The organism is Actinopolymorpha sp. NPDC004070, from assembly GCF_040610475.1.
Taxonomy (GTDB): domain Bacteria; phylum Actinomycetota; class Actinomycetes; order Propionibacteriales; family Actinopolymorphaceae; genus Actinopolymorpha.
Genome location: NZ_JBEXMJ010000006.1, coordinates 81,249 through 101,376, shown reverse-complemented (window position 1 = coordinate 101,376; position 20,128 = coordinate 81,249). Strand labels below are relative to the sequence as shown.

At 72.7% G+C, this 20,128-nt stretch carries 18 protein-coding genes; 8 read left to right on the top strand and 10 right to left on the bottom strand.

The features are described 5' to 3' along the window. Window position 1 precedes the first annotated feature (1 nt). From crcB (ABZV93_RS12995) to ABZV93_RS12980, 4 genes are all read right to left on the bottom strand, one after another. Complete coding sequence (gene crcB / locus ABZV93_RS12995; protein ID WP_354934228.1) at window positions 2–382, bottom strand: fluoride efflux transporter CrcB; 381 nt, start codon at window positions 380–382, stop codon at window positions 2–4. After that, window positions 379–747, bottom strand: a complete 369-nt coding sequence (locus ABZV93_RS12990) for a DUF190 domain-containing protein (protein ID WP_354934225.1) — start codon at window positions 745–747, stop codon at window positions 379–381. Before ABZV93_RS12990 ends, crcB (ABZV93_RS12995) begins: the two co-directional genes overlap by 4 nt. After that, window positions 744–1,292: a fluoride efflux transporter CrcB gene (gene crcB, locus ABZV93_RS12985; RefSeq protein ID WP_354934222.1), complete on the bottom strand. Its 549-nt coding sequence runs from the start codon at window positions 1,290–1,292 to the stop codon at window positions 744–746. Before crcB (ABZV93_RS12985) ends, ABZV93_RS12990 begins: the two co-directional genes overlap by 4 nt. Before the next feature lie 141 nt (window positions 1,293–1,433). Beyond that, window positions 1,434–2,906, bottom strand: a complete 1,473-nt coding sequence (locus ABZV93_RS12980; RefSeq protein ID WP_354934219.1) for a hypothetical protein — start codon at window positions 2,904–2,906, stop codon at window positions 1,434–1,436. A gap of 288 nt (window positions 2,907–3,194) precedes the next feature. Here ABZV93_RS12980 and ABZV93_RS12975 point away from each other — a divergent pair, with 288 nt between their 5' ends. Together ABZV93_RS12975 and ABZV93_RS12970 are read left to right on the top strand one after the other, a co-directional pair. Continuing rightward, window positions 3,195–4,622: an MFS transporter gene (locus ABZV93_RS12975; protein WP_354934216.1), complete on the top strand. Its 1,428-nt coding sequence runs from the start codon at window positions 3,195–3,197 to the stop codon at window positions 4,620–4,622. 345 nt (window positions 4,623–4,967) lie between these two features. Beyond that, window positions 4,968–6,458: a lytic murein transglycosylase gene (locus ABZV93_RS12970; RefSeq protein ID WP_354934213.1), complete on the top strand. Its 1,491-nt coding sequence runs from the start codon at window positions 4,968–4,970 to the stop codon at window positions 6,456–6,458. Here the strand turns inward: ABZV93_RS12970 and ABZV93_RS12965 are convergent. Next, window positions 6,430–7,680, bottom strand: coding sequence for a hypothetical protein (locus ABZV93_RS12965; protein WP_354934210.1), 1,251 nt, complete (start codon window positions 7,678–7,680; stop codon window positions 6,430–6,432). The two genes, ABZV93_RS12970 and ABZV93_RS12965, sit on opposite strands and share 29 nt — an antisense overlap. 348 nt (window positions 7,681–8,028) lie before the next feature. Between ABZV93_RS12965 and ABZV93_RS12960 the strand changes: the two genes are divergently transcribed. The 5 genes from ABZV93_RS12960 to ABZV93_RS12940 all read left to right on the top strand — a co-directional run bounded on the left by ABZV93_RS12960 (window position 8,029) and on the right by ABZV93_RS12940 (window position 12,731). Then, window positions 8,029–9,165, top strand: coding sequence for a MoxR family ATPase (locus ABZV93_RS12960; protein ID WP_354934207.1), 1,137 nt, complete (start codon window positions 8,029–8,031; stop codon window positions 9,163–9,165). After that, window positions 9,162–10,157 (top strand): DUF58 domain-containing protein, encoded by a 996-nt coding sequence (locus ABZV93_RS12955; protein WP_354934204.1) that lies wholly within the window; start codon window positions 9,162–9,164, stop codon window positions 10,155–10,157. The genes ABZV93_RS12960 and ABZV93_RS12955 overlap by 4 nt, the downstream gene beginning before the upstream one ends. Continuing rightward, a complete protein-coding gene (locus ABZV93_RS12950) occupies window positions 10,154–11,107 on the top strand; it encodes a VWA domain-containing protein (protein ID WP_354934201.1) in 954 nt (317 codons plus the stop codon). Before ABZV93_RS12955 ends, ABZV93_RS12950 begins: the two co-directional genes overlap by 4 nt. A 121-nt stretch (window positions 11,108–11,228) precedes the next feature. Then, window positions 11,229–12,005: a DUF72 domain-containing protein gene (locus tag ABZV93_RS12945; RefSeq protein ID WP_354934198.1), complete on the top strand. Its 777-nt coding sequence runs from the start codon at window positions 11,229–11,231 to the stop codon at window positions 12,003–12,005. 231 nt (window positions 12,006–12,236) lie between these two features. Further along, entirely contained in the window at window positions 12,237–12,731 is a 495-nt protein-coding gene (locus ABZV93_RS12940; RefSeq protein ID WP_092658010.1) for a DUF3145 domain-containing protein, read from the top strand. Between the two features lie 15 nt (window positions 12,732–12,746). Here ABZV93_RS12940 and ABZV93_RS12935 read toward each other — a convergent pair whose 3' ends face one another. Then, a complete protein-coding gene (locus ABZV93_RS12935) occupies window positions 12,747–13,919 on the bottom strand; it encodes a hypothetical protein (RefSeq protein ID WP_354934195.1) in 1,173 nt (390 codons plus the stop codon). A 116-nt stretch (window positions 13,920–14,035) separates the two neighbouring features. Between ABZV93_RS12935 and ABZV93_RS12930 the strand changes: the two genes are divergently transcribed. Beyond that, on the top strand, window positions 14,036–14,536 hold the full coding sequence (locus tag ABZV93_RS12930) for a TetR/AcrR family transcriptional regulator C-terminal domain-containing protein (protein ID WP_354934192.1): 501 nt from the start codon (window positions 14,036–14,038) through the stop codon (window positions 14,534–14,536). Here ABZV93_RS12930 and ABZV93_RS12925 read toward each other — a convergent pair. From ABZV93_RS12925 to ABZV93_RS12910, 4 genes are read right to left on the bottom strand one after another with little or no spacing between them, the layout of a single operon-like run. Then, entirely contained in the window at window positions 14,522–15,916 is a 1,395-nt protein-coding gene (locus ABZV93_RS12925) for a heterodisulfide reductase-related iron-sulfur binding cluster (protein WP_354934189.1), read from the bottom strand. The genes ABZV93_RS12930 and ABZV93_RS12925 overlap by 15 nt on opposite strands. Before the next feature lie 16 nt (window positions 15,917–15,932). Then, window positions 15,933–17,123, bottom strand: coding sequence for an FAD-binding oxidoreductase (locus ABZV93_RS12920; RefSeq protein WP_354934186.1), 1,191 nt, complete (start codon window positions 17,121–17,123; stop codon window positions 15,933–15,935). Continuing rightward, window positions 17,104–18,558: an FAD-linked oxidase C-terminal domain-containing protein gene (locus ABZV93_RS12915; RefSeq protein ID WP_354934183.1), complete on the bottom strand. Its 1,455-nt coding sequence runs from the start codon at window positions 18,556–18,558 to the stop codon at window positions 17,104–17,106. The genes ABZV93_RS12920 and ABZV93_RS12915 overlap by 20 nt, the downstream gene beginning before the upstream one ends. After that, window positions 18,555–20,066, bottom strand: coding sequence for an MFS transporter (locus ABZV93_RS12910; RefSeq protein ID WP_354934180.1), 1,512 nt, complete (start codon window positions 20,064–20,066; stop codon window positions 18,555–18,557). Before ABZV93_RS12910 ends, ABZV93_RS12915 begins: the two co-directional genes overlap by 4 nt. Window positions 20,067–20,128 lie beyond the last annotated feature (62 nt).

The following is a 20,128-nucleotide window of genomic DNA, read 5'->3' as shown; positions in this document are numbered from 1 at the left end:
CTCAGCCGGGCCAGACCAGGCCGCCGACCGCGAAGCCGAGGAACGCCGCGCCCAGGCCGGCCAGGAGGTTGGCGCCGACGTTCGCGGCGGCCGGGAGAAACGCACCGTCCTCCACCAGGCGCAGGGTCTCGAAACCGAACGTGGAGTAGGTCGTCAACGCGCCACAGAAGCCGGTGGCCAACAGCGCGTACGTGACCGGGCCGAGGATGTGCGCCGCACTGCCAGCGGCGAGCACACCGAGCACCAGGCTGCCGACGACGTTGACGGTGAGCGTTCCCCAGGGGAAGCCGGACTCGTGGCGTTGCTGCACCAGCCGGTCGAGGTGGTAGCGCAGGGGAGCGCCCACCACTCCGCCGGCCAGCACCGCGAGCACCACGCTCATGCGCCCGGCCCGTCCGCGCAGTCCTGTGCGGCGCGACCGACGTACCGCACCACCTCGACGTCCTCGACGATGACCAGACCCTCGGTGACCAGCTCGTCCAGCTGGGGGAGGAACGCCTCGATCCTTTCCGCCGAGTCGACGATCACGATCGAGAGGGGAAGGTCCTCGGACAGGCTGAGGAACCGTCCGGTGTGCAGGTGCCGCGACGCGCCGTACCCCTCGATGCCGCGGACGACGGTGGCGCCGGCGAGTCCGGCGTCCCTGGCCCGGTGGACGATCTCGGCGTAGACGGGCTTGTGGTGCCAGCGGTCGTCCTCGCCGACGAAGACCGTGAGCCGCTTGGCCGGCCCCTTGAGTGGGTTCATCGGGCGTCACCTCGCTGGTTCGCGGTGTGCTGGGACGAGGACCCGGACGTGGTGTCCGCGGCGGCGGTGTCCTCCGCGTCCTCCTCCGGTGGCGAGTCGCGCGCACGGTCGCCGCGGGAACGCCGCGGATACGCGCGTACGGCGGCCCGCGTCAGGTGGGTGCCGAGCCACACCGCCACCAGGGCGGCCGCGACGGTGCCGAACATGTAGAGGAGCCCGGTAGCCGCGTGCCCGGCGTCCAGCAGCCCGCGCGTCTGCACGGCGTACGTCGAGAACGTCGTGAAGCCCCCGAGGAAACCGATGCCGAGGAACGGCCGCCACAACCGGTGCGCCACCCACACCTCGAGCAGGAGCGCCATCAGGACGCCGATCAGGGCGCAGCCGGCGATGTTGACGAAGAACGTTCCCCAGGGAAAGGACCCCGGCCCGTCCCGGACCACCGAGGTCAGCCCGTATCGGGACAGGGTGCCCAGTGCGCCGCCCACGGCGATCGCCGCCGTGGTGCCGGGATGTCCGGTCGCGGTGCGTGTGGTGCGCCTGCTCATCGTTCCTCCTATTGCGCGCGGATACTGCGCAACAGGGACCGTTGGCGGCGCCGGTGCCGCGGTTTGTGCCGGCGAGCCCCACCGCCGGTTGGACCGGTCCTCAGGATAGGGCACGCCGGCACGTCCGGGTCACCAGCCGCGTCACCGGCGCCAGAGCACCGCCGAGGGCTGGTCGGCGGTCAGCGCCACGTCGCCGGACCAGGACACGAACGACGGCTGGGGGAGGTAGTCCTGCCCCAGCAGGAAGCCGCGCTGGATGCCGGTGACGTGGATGGTGGCGCCGGAGTCGGTCCCGACCACCACCCGCTGGGCGGTGATCTCGGCGATGTCGTCCTGCGTCGTGCCGGCCGGCAGTTCCACGGTGGTCGCGGCGGGGTCGTCGCGCTGCAGCGACCAGTCCGGCCGGCCGTGGTGGGACAGGTAGACCGTCTCACCGGACCTCAGGCGTACGCCCAGCGCGACGCCCACCCACGACGAGCCCGAGTTGGGTCCGTCGGTGGACTTCTTCACCACCGCGTACAGGTAGTTGCGCTGGTCGCTGACCTCGGGCGTGGACGGCGTGCCCGGCGACGGCGGTTCGATCTTGCCCTCGCGGATCATCTCCTTGGCCATCACGAGGTAGGTCCAGGGATTGGCGTCCATGACCGCCTCGCGGGCCCGGCCGTCGGGCCTGGTCCCGAGCGCCGAGGGGAAGAACCGCATCGGGTTGTCCACCGCGTCGCAGACGTTGTTGTTGGAGGTGCACGTCTGCAGCTGCGGGTGGTCGCCCTCGTAACTGCCCTGGAAGTGCAGCGTCTGGTGGTTCGGCGCCTGGTAGGTGTCGCTGCCCGGCACCCGCTCGCCGTTCTGGTCCAGCTCGACCGCGTAGATCCACTCGATGTCGGTGGTGCGCCCCCAGCGCGCCATCAGCGCGGGGGTGTTGGTGCCGCCGTCCTCGTTGCTCCAGATGATCGAGTACGTCAGCCGGGTGTGCCCGGGCTGGGCGGCCGACGAGGACTCGTGCCAGGCGATCAGCGGGGTGTCGGTGGTGGCGTTCTGGTTCGCGTCGCCGTACTCCGCGAGGTCGCGGCCGTGCAGGATCGGCGCGAACCGAAGCGCGGAGTAGTCCGCGTCGGAGCGGCCGTGCACGTCGAGGGCGAAGTGGGACACGTCGACCCGCCGCGCGGCGTCCGCCGAACGCTCGTCGGCGAACCTCAGCTCGACGATGTGCGCGCCCCGGTTCAGGTGGCCGAGCGCGACCTGCTGCGCGACCGGAGCGTCGCCGGTGACCACGACGTCGGTCTCGTACCGGCGGTCGACGTACACCGACAGCAGGGCCGACTCCTTGCCGCTCACCGCCCAGTCGGTGCCCGGCGCGGCGACGGTCAGGTCCAGCAGGGCCTCCCCGGAGGTGGCCGCCCGCACGGGGACCCGTACCGGCCGGCCGTCCCGGTGCACCGCGAACGACGACGGTTGACGATCCGACTGGCCCGCCCCGGCGGCGGGTGCGACGGCGGATTCGGCCTTGGCGGCCGGGCCGGCCAGCGCGCTCGCCGGGGCGGCGAGGCAGGTGAGGGCGGCGAGGGACGCTGCTCCCACCGCCGCGGTGAGGACACCGGAACGACGAACACGCATCTGCTTCCTCCAAGCCGGGTGCAAGCCCGGGTTCGAGCCCGGGTCGAGCCGGGCTCCAGGCGGTTGATGCCAAGATCGGGTGAGGGTCACCAGCTTCGTGGGAATCCTTCGGCGGAAACAGCGGACACGGGACGAACTTCTGGCCAACTCCGGTTGCCGCACCGCTACACACGGTCGAGCGCGGGTGCCCCGGCTTCCCCGCCCTCCCGACCTAGGTCGGGAGGTGGAGGGGAATGGGGCCGTATTTCCGATGGGCGTCGGGGGTGGTGCCGGATACCGTGGCTCATCGTGAGTGCATCCAGGACCCCGGCCGCAGCCGTCCCCCAGACCCCCGAGGACCAGACCACCTCCGCCGGGCCGAAGGACAGCATCCTGCGTCCTCCCTACCGCGCACTCACGATCGGCATCGTCGCCCTGGTCCTGCTGGTCGCGTTCGAGGGCATGGCGGTCGGCACAGCCATGCCGGTGGCGGTCAAGGACCTCAACGGCCTGGCCTTCTACGCCTGGGGCTTCTCCGGCTTCATGACGGCCAGCATGTTCGCCACCGTGATCTCCGGGGAGCTGTGCGACCGGCTCGGCCCGCGGATCCCCTTCATCGTGGGCACGATCCTGTTCGGTGCCGGCCTCCTGGTTGCCGGCGGGGCGCCCACGATGGCGCTGTTCGTCCTCGGGCGGATGATCCAGGGGCTCGGCGGCGGCGCGGTCGTCGTCACGCTGTACGTCATCGTCGGCCGCGCGTTTCCCGCACGGCTCCGTCCCCGGGTGTTCGCCGCCATCTCCAGCGCCTGGGTGCTCCCGTCGCTGATCGGGCCGGTGATCGCGGGCACGGTCACCGAGCACTTCACCTGGCGGCTGGTGTTCCTCGGTCTGGTGCCGCTGACGCTGCTGCCCCTCGCCCTGGTGATTCCCCGCCTGAGTGGGCTTCCGACGGTCGAGCCGACGGCCGCGCGTACGGGCCGCAAGCGGCGCGCGCTGGGTGCGGCGGTCGGCATCGGGCTGCTGCAGTACGCCGGTCAGGAACGCGCCTGGTGGAGCCTGCTGCTGGTCGTGGTCGGCGTGGCCGCGCTGGCACTGAGCCTGCCGAGGCTGCTCCCGCCGGGCACGCTGCGGTTCGCCCGCGGCCTGCCCGCGGTGGTCGGCATGCGCGGCATCTTCGCCGGCGCCTTCTTCGGCTGGCAGTCGTTCGTCCCGCTGATGCTCGTGGAGCACCGTGGGCTGTCCACCACCATCGCGGGCCTCACCCTCTCCCTCGGCTCGTTCGGCTGGACGGCGGGCTCGTGGTGGCAGAGCAGATCGTCCCTGCGCGCATCCCGGCCCAGCCTGGTCCGGGCCGGCGCGGTGTTCGTCACCTGCGCGATCGGGGTGTGGATGTTCATCGTGCTGCCGTTCGTCCCGGCCTGGCTGGCGGTCCTCAGCTGCATGCTCGGCGGCCTCGGCATGGGGCTGGCGACGGCCAGCCTGTCGGTGCTGGTCCTCGGATACTCCCGTCCGGAGGAGCACGGTGCCGCCGGTGCGGCCGCCCAGATGGCCGACTCCTTCGGCAACGTCGCGCTCGTCGGGCTCGGCGGCGTCATCTTCGCCACGTTGCACGCACACGCGACGCCCGCTGTGGTGTTCGGCTCGATCTACGCCGTGATGCTCGCCGTGGCGGCGGCCGGGATCGTGCTGAGCCGGCAGGTACGCACGGACACGAACACCGCCCGGCACAACGGCTGAACTGTTCGGCCGGCGACCGGCGACGGAAACTGTCCCCCGTCCGGCCACCGACAGAAACCAACCGACTCACCGATCGGTTTCTGCCTTACCCCGAAGCGATCGCTCCGGATGAGGAGTCGGGCTGCCAGCCCGCGAGCCCCGTGCAATCGTGGGAGTTCCGGGGGGTTGCCGATGAGGCTCAGAACGGCGGTTCAGTTGGCCGTGGCGGCTGTCGCGGTTTCCCTGATCCCTGCTGCCGCCAATCAGCCGTACAACAGTTTCGCCGACATCCAGGGCAGCCAGTCCGCCGCCAACGGTCAACGAACGGCGATCACCACCGTCGAGCCGCCAGGGAGGTCCACGGGCATGGCCCCGCCGTCGGAGTTCGGCATCCCGGGAGTGGTGCTGCAGGCCTACCGCTCGGCCGCCGTCCGGCTCGCCGGAACCACGCCGGCATGCCGGCTGACCTGGCAGATGCTGGCCGGCGTCGGCAAGGTGGAGACCAACCACGCCCGCAACGGCGCGGTCGACGGCGCGGGCACGGCCGTGCGGTCGATCCTCGGCCCGGTGCTGAACGGCCGCAACTACGTCGCGGTCGCCGACACCGACCGGGGCCGGCTGGACGGCAATGCCATCTGGGACCGCGCCGTCGGCCCGATGCAGTTCATCCCGGCGTCGTGGGCGCGGTACCGCGCCGACGGCAACGGCGACGGCGTGGCCGACGTCAACAACGTGTACGACGCGTCGCTGGCCACCGGCAACTACCTCTGCACCGGCCGCCGGGACCTGTCCAACCGGATGGAGCTGGCCACCGCCCTTTACAGTTACAACAACTCCTCGCAGTACGTGCAGAAGGTCCTGTCCTGGATCGACGCGTACACGGCCGGCCGGTCGGCGCCGCTGCCCGGCAGCGACCAGGGCCAGGGTCCGCTGGCCGGTGCGCAGCTGCCCACTTCGGCGCCGACGGGGGTGCCTGCTCCCTCGCCCACGGGGGTGCCCGCGCCCGTACCGACGGCGCAGGCGCCCGTTCCCGTCGTTCCGGGTCAGGTGCCCGTGCCCGTGCCCGCTCCCACCGCTGCTCCCACGACGCCACCGGGCCTGGTGTACCCCTATCCCTATCCGTACGGCTATCCGAACTACCCCGCCTATCCCTATCCCGGCAATCCCTACCCGTACCCCTATCCGTATCCGTACGTCCCGGCGCCGGGGCAGACGTACCCGCCGGCGCCCGGGCAGCCGGGTCAGCCGACGGTGCCCGTGCCCGTCCCGACCGTGCCCGCTCCGGCGCCCGACCCGACCTCGACGGGGCATCCGAGACCGACCGCCACGTCCGACCCGCCGTCGACTCCGCGCCCCACCGTGACACCGACCAGACGGCCGACCGCCAAGCCGACGGCAACGGCGAAGCCGAGCAGGAGACCGACCGCGCGACCGAGCCGCACACCGAGTTCCACACCGAAACCGACCGCGAAGCCCAAGCCCAAGCCGACGGCGACCCCGGAACCGACCCGCAAGCCGGCGCGCACGCCCCGGCAGACGTACACCACGACGCCGACGGACACTGCGACCCCGACGCCGACTCCGACCTCGTCAGCAGGACCTATGTGTACGCCGGACGGGAGCCGCTCGCCGACGCCGACGGTCTCGCGAAGCCCGGGGAGGCGCACGCCGGCACCGGCACCACGTCCCACCGCCACACCGAGGCCCGAACACCCGACCGGGAAACCCACCCCGAAGCCGACGACGAGGCCGACCGCGAAACCCACGCCGAAGCCGTCACCGACACCGACCGGGCACGGCTGTGCGTCGCCAACGGAGAGGGCCCCGGTCAGGGAGTCCGCGCGCGGACCTCGTTGAGAACCTTCTGCAGCGTCCTCTTGTCCTCCGGCGCGCCGGTCAGGCGTACCGCCACATGCTGGTCGACCGGCCCGCCGCGGGTCGCGGCGAACACGTGGCTCATCGCCACCGAGACCTGAAGCTCGGCACCGGCGCCCACCGACCACTCGGCGTAGGTCGTGCTGTCGTCGGTACGCCGCCAGTCGGTCTGCGGGCTGGGCAGTTGGTCACGCAGTTTCGCCCAGGCCGTCCCGTCGCAGGGTGCCGGGCAGCGGCTGACCTCGATGATGCCCCCGGGCGGGGTTCCGGTCCTTCCCGACAGGGCGTAGGAATCGTCGACGCACACCCAGCGCACCACGCCCTCGCCGCTGCGGGGGCTGCGCAGACATCCCCACGAGCCGGGTACCCGGAACTCGAACGGCAGTCCGGCGAGGTTCATCGTGACGGTCGGCTCGCCGGCTCCGAACGTCGGTCCGGCGACCGGTCCGTCAGGGCCGTCCGCCCCGGTCCAGGTCGGCTCCGGCGACGGCGTCCGGGGCCACACCGTGGGAAACGCGCTGGGAACGGCAGTGGGAACGTCGGCCCCCGGTGACCCGCGCGGGTAGCTCGGCGCCGGGGCGGTTCCGGCGGAGCGAACGTCCCGGTTGCCCAGCCAGAGATTCGCGGCGAGTGCACCGCCCACAATGACGGCGAGCCCGGCCGCCACCGCGACGGCGAGGATCGCCAGGGACCTTCGCGTGTTCGCCGGAGGTACGGCATCGGCCGGGGCGCCCGGTGCCGCGGGTGCGGGGCGGCCGGGGGAGGCGAGGGTGTCCGCGGCCACTGTACCCGTCCAGTGGGGCGCGAACTCCGGCCCGCTGGACCGGCCCCACGACCCGCCGCTCGCGACGGCGCCGGGCTGCGCCGCGGCCTCCAGCAGCCCGAGGGCGGGCCCACCCGCCTCGGCAGGGCGGGCCGCGCCCGGACCGGCGTCGGCGACCGCCGCCCACGGCAGCTGTGTGCCGAGGTCGGCCGCGAGTATCCGGCCGGGCTCGCGCACGGAAAGACCGTCCACGGCACGGGCGAACCGCGTGCGAACCGCCGGGTCGGCCGCCGCGCCCGCGTGCAGAACGGTGACCGCCACCGGGCGCCCGGCAGGGTCGTACGCCGCGAACACCACGCCTGCCGCGTGCTGCGCAAGTCGGCCACCTACCCCGAACGGCCCGAACTGCCGCGGGTCGCTGGAGCGCAGCGGGTCGGTCATCGAAACCCCCGTGGTGATCGAGGCCGCCTGGGAAGGGTGCTCGGAAGGGTGCGGAAAGGGAGCGGGCCGGGTGCGGCGCGCGAAGTGATGGCACGCTTGGTCGCGTGGCAGACGATACCGACGTCCCCACGCCCGGAGAGGAATCGCCACATGACGACGCCTGACCGCAGCGAGGCCGAAAGCCAGCCCAAGTCTGACGCCGATCGCCCAACCGGGCATTCCACCGGGCATCCGACCGGGCACCGAACCGGACAAACGTCCGGGCAGGACGTCGCGGGGGCCCCAAACCACCGAAGTGCGCACGAGCCCGCCCACACCGGGAACGGCGCGGCGCCACGCGGCACCGGGGTGCCGGGGGTCGAGGCGTCCCTCGTCGCCGAGGCGCTGGCGGAGATCAAGCGGGTCATCGTCGGCCAGGACCACATGGTCGAACGCCTGATGGTCGCACTCCTGGCTCGCGGGCACTGCCTGCTGGAGGGCGTGCCGGGCGTGGCCAAGACGCTCGCGGTCCGTACGTTCGCCACGGTGGTCGGCGGCGACTTCGCCCGGCTGCAGTTCACTCCCGACCTGGTTCCGTCCGACATCGTGGGCACCCGGATCTACCGCCCGAGCAAGGAGTCGTTCGACGTCGAGCTCGGACCGGTCTTCGTCAACTTCGTGTTGGCGGACGAGGTCAACCGCGCGCCGGCCAAGGTGCAGTCGGCGATGCTGGAGCTGATGGCCGAACGCCAGGTGTCGGTGGGCGGGCGGACGTTCCCGCTGCCCTCGCCGTTCATCGTCATCGCCACCCAGAACCCCCTCGAGTCCGAAGGCGTGTACCCGCTGCCGGAGGCGCAGCGCGACCGGTTCCTGGTGAAGGTCGACGTGCACCTGCCCGACGCCGAGCAGGAGTTCCGGATCCTGGAACGCATGAGCGTCGACCCGCCGAAGCCGCGCAGGGTGCTCGACCCCGAACGCATCATCGCGCTCCAGCACGCCACCGACCAGGTCTTCGTGCACCGACTGGTCGCCGACTACATCGTCCGGCTCGTGCTGGCCACCCGGCGCCCGGTGGAGTACCACCTGCCCGAGCTCGCGCCGGTGATCGAGGTGGGCGCGAGCCCCCGTGCCTCGCTCGGGCTGGTCTCCTCCGCGCGGGCGCTGGCGCTGATGCGGGGCCGCGACTACGTGCTTCCGCAGGACGTGCAGGAGGTGGCCTGCGACGTGATCCCGCATCGGCTGGTGCTGGGCTTCGACGCGGTCGCGGACGGCGTACGCGCGACCAGCGTGGTCGAGCGGGTCCTGTCCGTCGTACCCCCTCCTCGGCCGGTGTGGCGGCAGGAGCCCGGCGACACCGCCGAGCACAACCACCGGTCCGGTCACGCCCCGCAGAGCCAGCAGCCGAACCAGCAGCCGAACCAGACCGATCAGCCCGACCAGACCGCCCAGCCGGGCGACGACGGTGACGTGGGCAACGGCGGTACGCGGCGGCCGGAGTTCCGGTGACCCAGCGGGTTTCCACCAACGAACGCGGTGAGCTCAGCCTGGCTCACCTCGCGCCCGAACGCGCCCTGCGCCGGCTGGAGCTCACCATCGTCCGCCGGCTGGAGGGGTTCCTGCACGGTGAGCACCTCGGTCTGCTGCCCGGCCCGGGCACCGAGCTCGCCGAGGCGCGCGTGTACCGGCCGGGGGAGGACGACGTACGCCGGATGGACTGGTCGGTCACCGCCCGTACCACCACTCCGCACGTACGCGACGTCATCTCCGACCGGGAGCTGGAGACCTGGACCCTGGTCGACATGTCGGCCTCGATGGATTTCGGCACCGCCGCACTGGAGAAGCGCGAGCTGGCGGTGGCCGCGGTCGGCACCGTCGGCTTCCTGACCCACCGGCTGGGCGACAGGTTCGGCGGGGTGGTGCTGCGCGGCGGGCGGGTGCGGCGCTGGCCGGCGCGTTCGGGCCGGCTGGCGTTGTACGGCCTGCTGCGGTCGCTGCTGACCGAGCCGCGCACGCCCGTGCACGAGGCCGATGACGACTTCTCCTCCGCGCTGGACCGGTTCTCCCGCACCAACCCGCGGCGAGGGCTGCGCGTCGTGGTGTCGGACTTCCTGGACGGGTCCGGCGACGATCCCGGCACACCGCTGGCGTGGGAACGCCCGATGCGGCTGCTGTGCGCCCGGCACCAGGTGCTGGTGGTGGAGGTGCTCGACCCGCGTGAGCTGGAGATCCCCGACGTCGGCGTGGTGTGGCTGACCGACCCCGAGACCGGTGACGTGCAGGAGGTGAACACCGGCGACATCAGGCTGCGCGCGAGGTACGCCGAGGCAGCCGCCGCGCACCGTGCACGTGTGCGGACGGCGCTGCGCCACTCCGGTGCGGCCCACCTCACCCTGCGAACCGACCGGGACTGGGTCTCCGACACCGCGCGCTTCGTCCTGGGCCACCGGCGGGTGGCCCAGCGGCTGCATGCCCCGCCCGCGAGAGGAGCAGGCGTATGACGTTCCTCGCCGGTGAGCGGCTGTGGCTGCTGCTGATCGTGCCGGCCCTGGTGGTGGCGTACCTCCTGCTGCAGCGGCGGCGCCGGCGGTACGCGCTGCGGTTCACCAACCTCGCGTTGCTGTCCCGGGTGGCGCCGAGGCGCCCGGCCTGGCGGCGGCACGTGGCGCTGGGGCTGAGTCTTGCGAGCGTGGGGCTGATGGTCACCGCGTTCGCCCGGCCGGAGGCCACGGTGCGCGTGCCCCGCGAACGCGCCACGATCGTGGTGGCGGTCGACGTGTCGATCTCCATGCGAGCCGACGACGTCTCACCCACCCGGCTGAAGGCGGCGCAGGAGGCGGCGAACGCGTTCGTCACCGACCTGCCGGAGAAGTTCAACGTCGCGCTGGTGTCGTTCGCGGGTACGGCGAGCATCCTGGTCCCGCCCACCACCAACCGCGACGACGTGGAGCGCGCCGTGAACGGCCTGCAGCTCGCCGAGTCGACGGCCACCGGCGAGGCCATCTTCACCTCGCTGGACGCGATCAAGCAGGTGCCGTCCGACCCCGACCACCCGCGGGACCCGCCGCCGGCGCGGATCGTCCTGTTGTCCGACGGTTACCGCAACGTCGGCCGCGGCGTGGACGAGGCGGTGTCGGCTGCCAAGGCGGCGAAGGTCCCGATCTACACCATCGCGTTCGGTACGCCGTTCGGGACCGTGGACATCGAGGGCCAGCGCACACCCGTTCCGGTCGACGAGGACACCATGCGCCAGATCGCGCAGGACACCGGCGGCCGCAGCTACACCGCGGAGTCCGGCCAGGAGCTGGAGCAGGTCTACACCGACATCGGTTCCTCGGTGGGCTACACCCGGGAGAAGCAGGAGATCACCTCCTGGTGGACCGGGGTGGCGCTGCTGATGGCGCTGTGCGCCGCCGGGGCGTCGATGCTGTTCCTCGGTCGCCTGCCCTGACGGCTGCTCGGGCGACGCGGCCCGCCGGCGCGCCAGTGAGCCCGCAGTGTCCTAGCGTCTGGTGATGACGGTCCGAGCCTGACCGTCAGGACGTGATCGGGCCTGAGGGGAGTGCGCGCGGATGCCGATCCTGGTGGGGACCTGCGGCTGGATGTACCGCGACTGGCGGGCGAGGTTCTACCCGGAGAAGCTGCCGCAGCGGCTGTGGTTGGAGCACTATGCCGAACGCTTCGCCACGGTCGAGCTCGACAACGCGTTCTACCGGCTGCCGTCGTACGAAACCTTCGAGGCGTGGAACCACCGGCTGCCCGCCGACTTCCCGGTGTCGGTCAAGGCGAGCCGGTTCCTCACCCACATCAAGCGGCTGCGCGAACCGGAGGAACCCGTCCACCGGCTGATGGACCACGCCCGCGGCCTGGCCGGAAACCTCGGGCCGATCCTGGTCCAGCTCCCGCCGAACCTGCGCGCGGAGCCCGAGCGGCTGGACGAGTGCCTGTCGGCGTTCCCGGCCGGTGTCCGGGTCGCGGTCGAGCCGCGGCACGAGTCGTGGTGGACCGACGACGTACGCCGCCTGCTCGAACGCCGCGGCGCGGCGCTCACCTGGACCGATCGGCTGGGCCGCCCGCTCACCCCGCTGTGGCGTACGACGGACTGGGGCTACGTCCGCTTCCACGAGGGGAGGGCGCGCCCGTGGCCGCGGTACGGCCGGGCCGCGCTGAAGTCCTGGGTGGAGCGAATCGCGGACGTCTTCGACGACGGCGCCGACGTCTTCGCGTACTTCAACAACGACCCGGGCTGCGCCGCGGTGGTGGACGCCACGGCCTTCGCCGGGCTGGCCGCGGCCGCCGGCCGGACCGTCACCCGCACGCCCGATCCGCGTTCCCTGGAAGGGATCTGAGCGTTCCGGTCACGACCGCGGATTCCCGGCGGTGCGGGTCTCCCGGGCCGGCGGCCGGCCGGTCCGCCGGGTGCGTGGAGGAGCCGTCCCGCGACTCGCCGAGAAGCGCGACACGCGGGGGCGGATGGCGTACGACGGGAGCATCCGGCAAACTGATCCGGTATCGGACTGCTGATCCGTGTGTCGAGGACGCTGGGGAAGGCGCTCGCTCGACCAGGAGAGGTGGTCTCGGTGACGACACGAGGCGTGCTGTACGTCCATTCGGCGCCGTCGGCGGTATGTCCCCACGTGGAGTGGGCAGTCGCCGGCGTGGTTGGCGTGCGCGTGACCTTCGACTGGACGCCGCAGCCTGCCTGCGTCGGCGCCCAGCGAACCGAGCTGTCCTGGCAGGCCAAACCCGGCACCGCCGCGGCGATCGCGTCCGCACTTCGCGGATGGCGCCAGCTGCGCTACGAGGTGACCGAGGAGCCCAGCCCGGGCTGTGAGGGTGCTCGTTACTCCTACACCCCGACGCTGGGGCTCTTCCACGCCGTCACCGGACCGCACGGCGACATCCTCGTCCCCGAGGACCGGCTGAAGGCGGCGATGGTGAAGGCCCGGCTGGGGGAGTCCCCGCTCGAGCACGAGCTGGAGCGAGTGCTGGGCAAGCAGTGGGACGACGAGCTGGAGCCCTTCCGGCACGCAGGTGAAGGTGCCGCGGTGCGGTGGCTTCACCAGGTCGTGTGAGGTCCGCGAGGGCCGTCACCAGAGGTTTGCGATATTACCGATTGGTTGGGGTTGACCTGACTGCCATGCGTATGGGTAATCTTCCGGTGACGCAGGGCTGCGAGACACAAACATCTCGTCCTCGAAGCTGACCTTCCCGGTCAGAGGTCGGAAAGCTCTGCTCACCAAGGCTCTACTCACCAAAAGACGTGGCCGCGCGGCGGGCCGACTGGGCGACCTCGGCAGCCGAGCAACGCGGCCGCACCACGTGGGGCGTGACCACTTCCGAGTGGTCACGCCCTCGTTCGTTGTCCGGGGTTCCAGCTCCGTCTCCGATGTCCGCGTGCCCGGGTCGCGGCGACGTCGGGACGACCCGGCGACGACGGGGGAGACGGGCGAGGCCGGGTAGACGAGCACCGGCGTGACGGACACCGGAACCACCACCGAGCCCGGCCTCCTCTCTACCGCGACGGCGGCCCCGAAGGCGTCCACCGCCTCCACCTGTGTGCCAGCGCTCCCCTCGAGCGATGGCCAGGGCACCTCGACCAGTTGGGCGGGAAGCTCCTCACCGTCGAACAGGTCGCGCTGCTCGTCCCACACGGCCAGCAGCGGGCCGCCCGCCCCGCGGTCGACGTCGAACGCCGCCACCTCCGGCCGGTCCGGCAGCGGGCGGCGGGTGACGGTCAGGGCCCCGGCGAGCAGCTTGGCCAGCAGGGCGAACGTCTCCGCCTCCGGGTGACGCACGTTCAGCTTCGTACCCTCGTAGTCCAGCAACGGGAGCGTCGCGTACATCAGGTGGGCCATGGTGAGGTGGTCGACGCGACCGGGGACCTCCGGCGCGAGGTCCCAGCAGATCGTGCGCCGCACCCCGGCCGACAACGCCAGCAGGTTGCGCATCACCAGGTCCCGGCAGCCCATCCGGCGTCGCCGGGCCTCCAGGCCAGGTGGGCAGTCCGCCAGGAACATCGCCAGCTCCGGCGGCACGTCCGGCCGGGCGTACAGCGCCCGCATCGCCCTGCGCTCCGGCGTCTCCTGGCCGGCCTGGGCGCGTAGCTCGTCCGTGCTGAGGTCGGCCGGGGCCTCGGTGGCGCCGGCGAACGCGGACATCATCGTCTCGCTGATCACCGCCATCGCCCCGGGAAACCAGAACGGCGTCGGGCCGCGGTACTCACCGACCACCACCGGCTTCTCGTAGCCGTGTGCGCGCATCAGCGACCGGGCGGTCCGGAGATGGAGGCGCTGACCAGGGCGCGCGACACGATCGCGACGTTCGAGCGGTACGACGTGGACACGATCGTGGTCAACGTCGCCGGCGGATCTACCTCATGGACCTCGTGCGCGAGGGCTCGGCGCGCCGCGCTCGGCGCGCCGCGCGCGGCGCGGACTGGCGTGCGGACCTCGCGGGGCTGGCCGCCCGCACCTGGCAGATGATCGTCCGGCACCCGTGGTGGGCCGAACTCGTGCACACCAGGCCGCCGGCCGGTCCGCACCTGATGCGGCGAACGGAGTTCGTCCTGGCGGTGCTGACCGGCCAGGGCCTGCCGGTCGGCCAGGCGATGACGTACGCCGCCCTGCTGGACCGGCACCTGGTCGGCGCCGGGCTGCAGGCGGCCGAGGAGCACCGCATGCGGGTGAGATACGGCCTGGAAGGGGCCGGCGACTTCGTGGCCGCGATCAGGGCGCTGACCGACCTGGCCGACGGCGCGCGGTGTCCGCTGCTGCGCGCCTGGCTGTCGGCACCGACCGGGCCCGGCGAGGACGACAGCGTCGCGCTCGGCGTGGAGTGCATGCTGGACGGCATCGCCGCCCGGCTACCCCAGGGGTGACACGCCGCGGATCGAGGCGTCCACGAGTTCGACCGGGTGCAGCAGCGGTGGCGCCTGCTCGCCGAGGTGACGCCTGATCTGCAGCAGGCAGCCGGGGTTGGCGGTGGCGACCACATCGGGTTGGACCGAGCGGACGTTGGCCACCTTGCGCCGGCCGAGGTCGGCGGCGGCCTCGGGCTCGAGCAGGTTGTAGACCCCGGCCGAGCCACAGCACAGCTCCGCCTCGGGCAGGTCGACGACCTCCAGTCCGGGGATGGTCGCCAGCATCGCCCGCGGCGCGGCCCGAACGCCCTGGGCGTGGCCCAGGTGGCAGGCGTCGTGGTAGGCGACGCGGCCCTCGATCGGGTTACGGGGAGCCCGTGGCTCGAGTTCGGCGAGCACCTCGGTGACGTCGCGCACCTTCGCGCTGAACGCCGCCGCCCGGTCGGCCCAGTCGGCGTCGTCGCGCAGCAGCGTGGCGTACTCCTTCATCGTCGAGCCACAGCCGGCGACGTTGACCACGATCGTGTCCACGTCGTACCGCTCGAACGTCGCGATCGTGTCGCGCGCCCTGGTCAGCGCCTCGGGCTCGCGTCCGGTGTGCATGCTGAGCGCTCCGCAGCAGCCCTGGTCGGGGGGGATCAGCACCTCGCACCCCTCGGCCGCCAGGGTGCGCACCGTCGCCGCGTTGACACCGGAGAAGAAGACCCGCTGCACGCAGCCGGTGAGCACCGCCACCCGGCGGCGGGGTGTGCCGACCGCGGCCACCCGCTCGGGCGGGTCGGCCACCAGGTCGCGGGCCCGGATTGGCGGGAGCAGCGACTCCAGCGCGCGGAGCCGGGCCGGCAGCCGGTCGAGGAATCGCCCACGGCGCAGCAGCCGAGGCAGGCCGCTGCGCTGGTACGCCAGCCCGCCGATCGCCGCGAGGCGGAGCCTGCGCGGGTGCGGGAAGAGCGCGAAGACCAGCTCGCGGAACGTACGGTCGGACCAGCTGCGCTCGTGGTGCCGCTCGATCTGCGGCCGCATCGACTCCAGCAGCTTGTCGTACTGCACACCAGACGGGCAGGCCGTCACGCAGGCCATGCAGCCCAGGCAGGTGTCGAAGTGCCGGACCAGTTGGTCGTCGAAGGACGCCGAGCCCTCGCGTACGAGGTCCATGAGGTAGATCCGCCCGCGCGGGGAGTCCATCTCCTCACCCCACAGGGCGTACGTGGGGCAGGTGGGCAGGCAGAACCCGCAGTGCACGCAGTCGTCGAGGAGGTCCTTGTCCGGCGGGTGGTGGGCGTCGAAGTTGCCGGGCCCGTCCGCCCGGCCCGCACCGGTCGAGGGGTGAAGGTGGCCGAAGATGTCCTCGGACCCGGCGTCGCCCGCGGGGGCGGGCTGGGCGAGATGGTCGGTCATCGCGAACGTCCTCTCGTCAGAACCACGGTGCGAACCGCCCCGGAGCCAGCCGGTGGTCCGCGTCCAGCTGCTGCTTGATCGCGCGCAGCAGCGGCGCCGTCGCGGGCGCGGGACCCCAGGCGGGGGCGCTCTCCAGCACACCCTCCGCCGCGCGGTGCACCGTGACGCTGCCGCCGGCGGCCAGCACCCGTGCCCGCCAGGCGGCGAGCACCGCGCCGTGGCCGGCCGGGGTGCCGCCGGCCAGGGCGACGGTCGAGACGCCCACCCCGACCCCGGCGGTGAGCGCGGCCGTCACGCCGTGCCGGTCGGCGAGGGACCCGAGGAGCTCGGCGAACTCCGCGAGCTGGTCGGGCCGGGTGCCGGCCCGCAGCACGGTCCGGCCCTCCTCGCCGCGTACCAGTGCCGCCAGGCCGGACCAGGCGGCCTCCTCGCTGTCACCGCCGAGGACTTCGCCGCGGCCGAGCAGCTCCCGCGCCTTCTCGGCCCGGGTGGCCGCACCCGCGGCCGTGCCTTCGAAGCGCACCAGCAACCGGCCGTCGTGCCAGTCGACCGCGACGGGTTCCAGCGGTGAGGACAGCACGACGCCCGCCACCGGCACCGCCGCGGTCACCGGACAGGGAACGGCGAGGGTGCGGCTCGCCTCCGGCCTGGGGTGCACCCGCAGCACCACCTCGGCGACCAGCCCGAACGACCCAAGCGAACCGGCGAACAGCTTCGTCAGGTCGTAGCCGGCGACGTTCTTGATCACGTGCCCGCCGCTGCGGGCCACGGTGCCGTCGGCGAGCACCACCGTGATGCCGATGACGAGATCGCGCAGGGTGCCGTAGGAGGCTCGCAGCGGTCCGCCGTCACCGGTGGCCAGCAGCCCGCCGACGGTCGCCCCGGCCGGGATCCGCGCGGCGTCCAGCGCGACCCGCTGGCCCTTCAGCCGGTCCTGCAGGTCGGCCATCGTCATGCCGGCGCCCACCGCGACGGTCATGTCCGCCGGGTTGTACGCCACCAGCCGATCCAGCCCGGTCGTGTCCACCACCACGTCGACGGGCTCGACCGGCGCGCCCCACGACTGGGCGGTGCCCGCCCCGCGCACGAGCACCCGGTGCCCGGCGCGCGCCGCGTCGCGCATCGCGTCCCGCGCCTGGGCCAGGTCGGTCGGGCGTACGGTCGGCAACTCGCCGGTCGAGGTGCGGTCAGAGACGCTCGATGACACCGTCGGCCTCCAGCGGATGGGGTCGGTAGGGTCCTGGCTTCTCCCCGCACAGGCGCGGCGTGGGCAGCACCTTTCCAGGGTTGCACAGCCCGTCGGGGTCGAACGCCCGGCGTACGCGGTCCATGGTCGCGAGGTCGTCCTCGCCGAACATCACCGGCATCGAGCAGGCCTTGTCGGTGCCGATCCCGTGCTCGCCGGACAACGACCCGCCGAGGTCGACGCACAGCTCGGCGATCGCCTTGGACAGCTTCTCGGCCCGCTCGTGCTCGCCCCGCGCGTCGTCGTACAGCACCAGCGGGTGGAGGTTTCCGTCGCCGGCGTGGAAGACGTTGGCGACCCGGAGTCCGGCCTCGGCTCCCATCGCCGCGATCGTGCCCAGCGCCTCGGCCAGCCGGGTGCGGGGGACCACGCCGTCCTGGACGAAGTACTGCGGGCTGATCCGGCCCACCGCCGCGAACGCCGCCTTGCGGCCGGTCCAGATCCGGGCCCGCTCGGCGTCGTCGGCGGCCACCCGGATCTTCGTCGTGCCGTTGCGGTGGCACAGCTCCTGCACGGCCTCGAACAACTCGCCGCACTCGTCGGCCGGGCCGTCCAGCTCGATCACCAGCGCGGCCGGCGTCTCCAGCGTGTAACCGGCTCCGACCGCGGCCTCCGACGCCTCGATCGCCAGCTGGTCCATGATCTCCATCGCCGCCGGGACGATGCCCGCGCCGATGATGTCGGTCACGGTGTTGCCGGCCTGCTCGATGGACGGGAAGTCGGCCAGCAGGGTGTGCACCGCCTCCGGCTTGCGCAGCAGGCGGACGACGACGCCGGTGACGATGCCGAGGGTGCCCTCCGAGCCGACCATCAGCCCGCGCAGGTCGGGCCCGGCGACCTCCGGTGACGGGCCGCCGAGCCAGACCACGCTGCCGTCGGGCAGCACGGTCTCCAGGGCGAGCACGTGGTTGGTGGTGAAGCCGTACTTCAGGCAGTGGGCGCCACCGGAGTTTTCGGCGACGTTGCCGCCGATCGTGCAGACCTGCTGGCTGGACGGGTCGGGGGCGTAGTAAAGGTCGTGGGACGCGACCGCCCGGCTGATCGCGAGGTTGGTGACCCCGGGCTGGACGACCGCCCGGTGGTTGGCCGGGTCGACCTCGACCAGCGCACGCATCCGCTGCAGGGAGATCACCACGCCCTCGGCCACCGGCAACGCGCCGCCGGACAGGCCGGTGCCGGCGCCCCGGGCGACGAACGGCACCTTCGCGCGGTGGCAGGCGCGTACGACCGCGGCCACCTCGGCGGTGGTGGTCGGCAGCAGCACCAGCGAGGGGACCACGCGGTAGCCGGCGAGACCGTCGCACTCGTAGGTGCGCAGCTCGACCGGATCCGAGATCACCCCGGCCGGGCCGAGGACCGTCGTGAGCGTCTCGCGCAGGTCCGCGATGGCCGTCATGTCGCCTCCCCGTCCGCGATCGACATCGTGTTTCCGGATCCTACGTGGCGGCGCCGACCACCGTGCCGCACGAGGGCCAGCAGCAGCAGGACGGCGGCGACCGCGGTCATCAGCCACCCGACGTGGTGCAGCCCCCTGGTGCTGAGATCGCGTTCGAAGACGATGCCGAGGACGCTGGTGGACAGAATGGCCCCGAGATACCGGAACGTCTGGAACAACCCACCCGAGGAGCCCATCCGGTCCGGCGGGCTGGCCTCGTACAACGCGGTCTGCAGGCCGAGGTTGTTGAACCCGCCGGGGACGCCGAACAACAGCGCGGCCACCAGGATCACGATCACCGGACTGGACTCGTGCAGCAGCTGGACGACCAGCGTTCCCGCCAGCAGCACCGCCGAGCCGAAGACCAGCGTGGCCCGCGACCCGCGAAGGCTCACGACCCGGGCGGCGACCGGCGTCATCAGCACACCCATCAGGGCCAGCGGCAGGATCAGCAGCCCCACGGTGTCCGAGCCGAACCCGCGCACCGAACCCAGCCACAGCGGCAGGCCGAAGAAGACGCAGTAGAACACCAGGTTGACCCCGCCCTGCTGGCCGAGGACGGACGAGAGCGCGCGGTTGGCGGCGAGCCCGCGGACGTCCAGGAACGGCGCCGGGGTGGCCAGTTCCTGACGTACCAACGCGGCACCGAGCACGACCACCACGGGAACCAGCCACCACTGCGGCCGGTCCGCGAGTGACAGCAGGAACACCAGCAGGCCGGTCAGGGTGGCACTGAACAACAGCAGCCCGGGCAGGTCGACCGTCCGCAGGAACGGCTCGGTGCCAGCCGTGCCCGCCGTGCGCGGCGGCGCCTTCGGCAGCAGGCGGACGGCGAGCACGATGCCCACGGCGGTGAACGGCACGTTGACCAGGAAGACGGCCTGCCAGCCGGCGAACGCCACCAGGAAGCCGCCGAGCACGGGCCCGAGCGCCGCGCTGGTCGAGGCGGCCACCGTGAGCGCCGCCAGCGCACCCGCCGGGGGACGCGACCCGTTGCCGGAGCTCCCGGACGGGTGCTGCCGGGCCGGGTTCTGCCCGGCCGGACTGCCGGGTGAGTTCTGTCCGGCAGCGGGCTCGGCCCTTTCCACGGCGGCACGGATGAGGACCAGCGCGGCGGGGAATGCAGTCGATGTGCCCACCGCCATCAGCACCCGGATGCCCACCAGCCACCAGAAGCCGGGGGCGAAGGGTGCCGCGGCGCAGACCGCACAGATCAGGCCGAGACCGGCGACGAACAGCCGGCGGGCGCCGAGCAGGTCCACCAGCCGCCCCATCAGCGGCTGGCCCACGGCCGCCGCGAGGTAGAAGCCGGAGACGAGCCAACTGGAGGTCGCCACGCCGACACCGAACTCGTGCTGGAGCGGGACCAGCGCGACCGCGATCATCGAGGAGTTCAGCGGGTTCAGGACTGTGCCGAACGCGAGGGACGCGAGCAGTCTGGTGGGCACCCCGAACCTCGGTGTCGGCACGCGTACGGCTCCCTCCGGTTCGTCCCCGCTGACCCGTCAATCCTCGCCGCTGCCCGGACCCG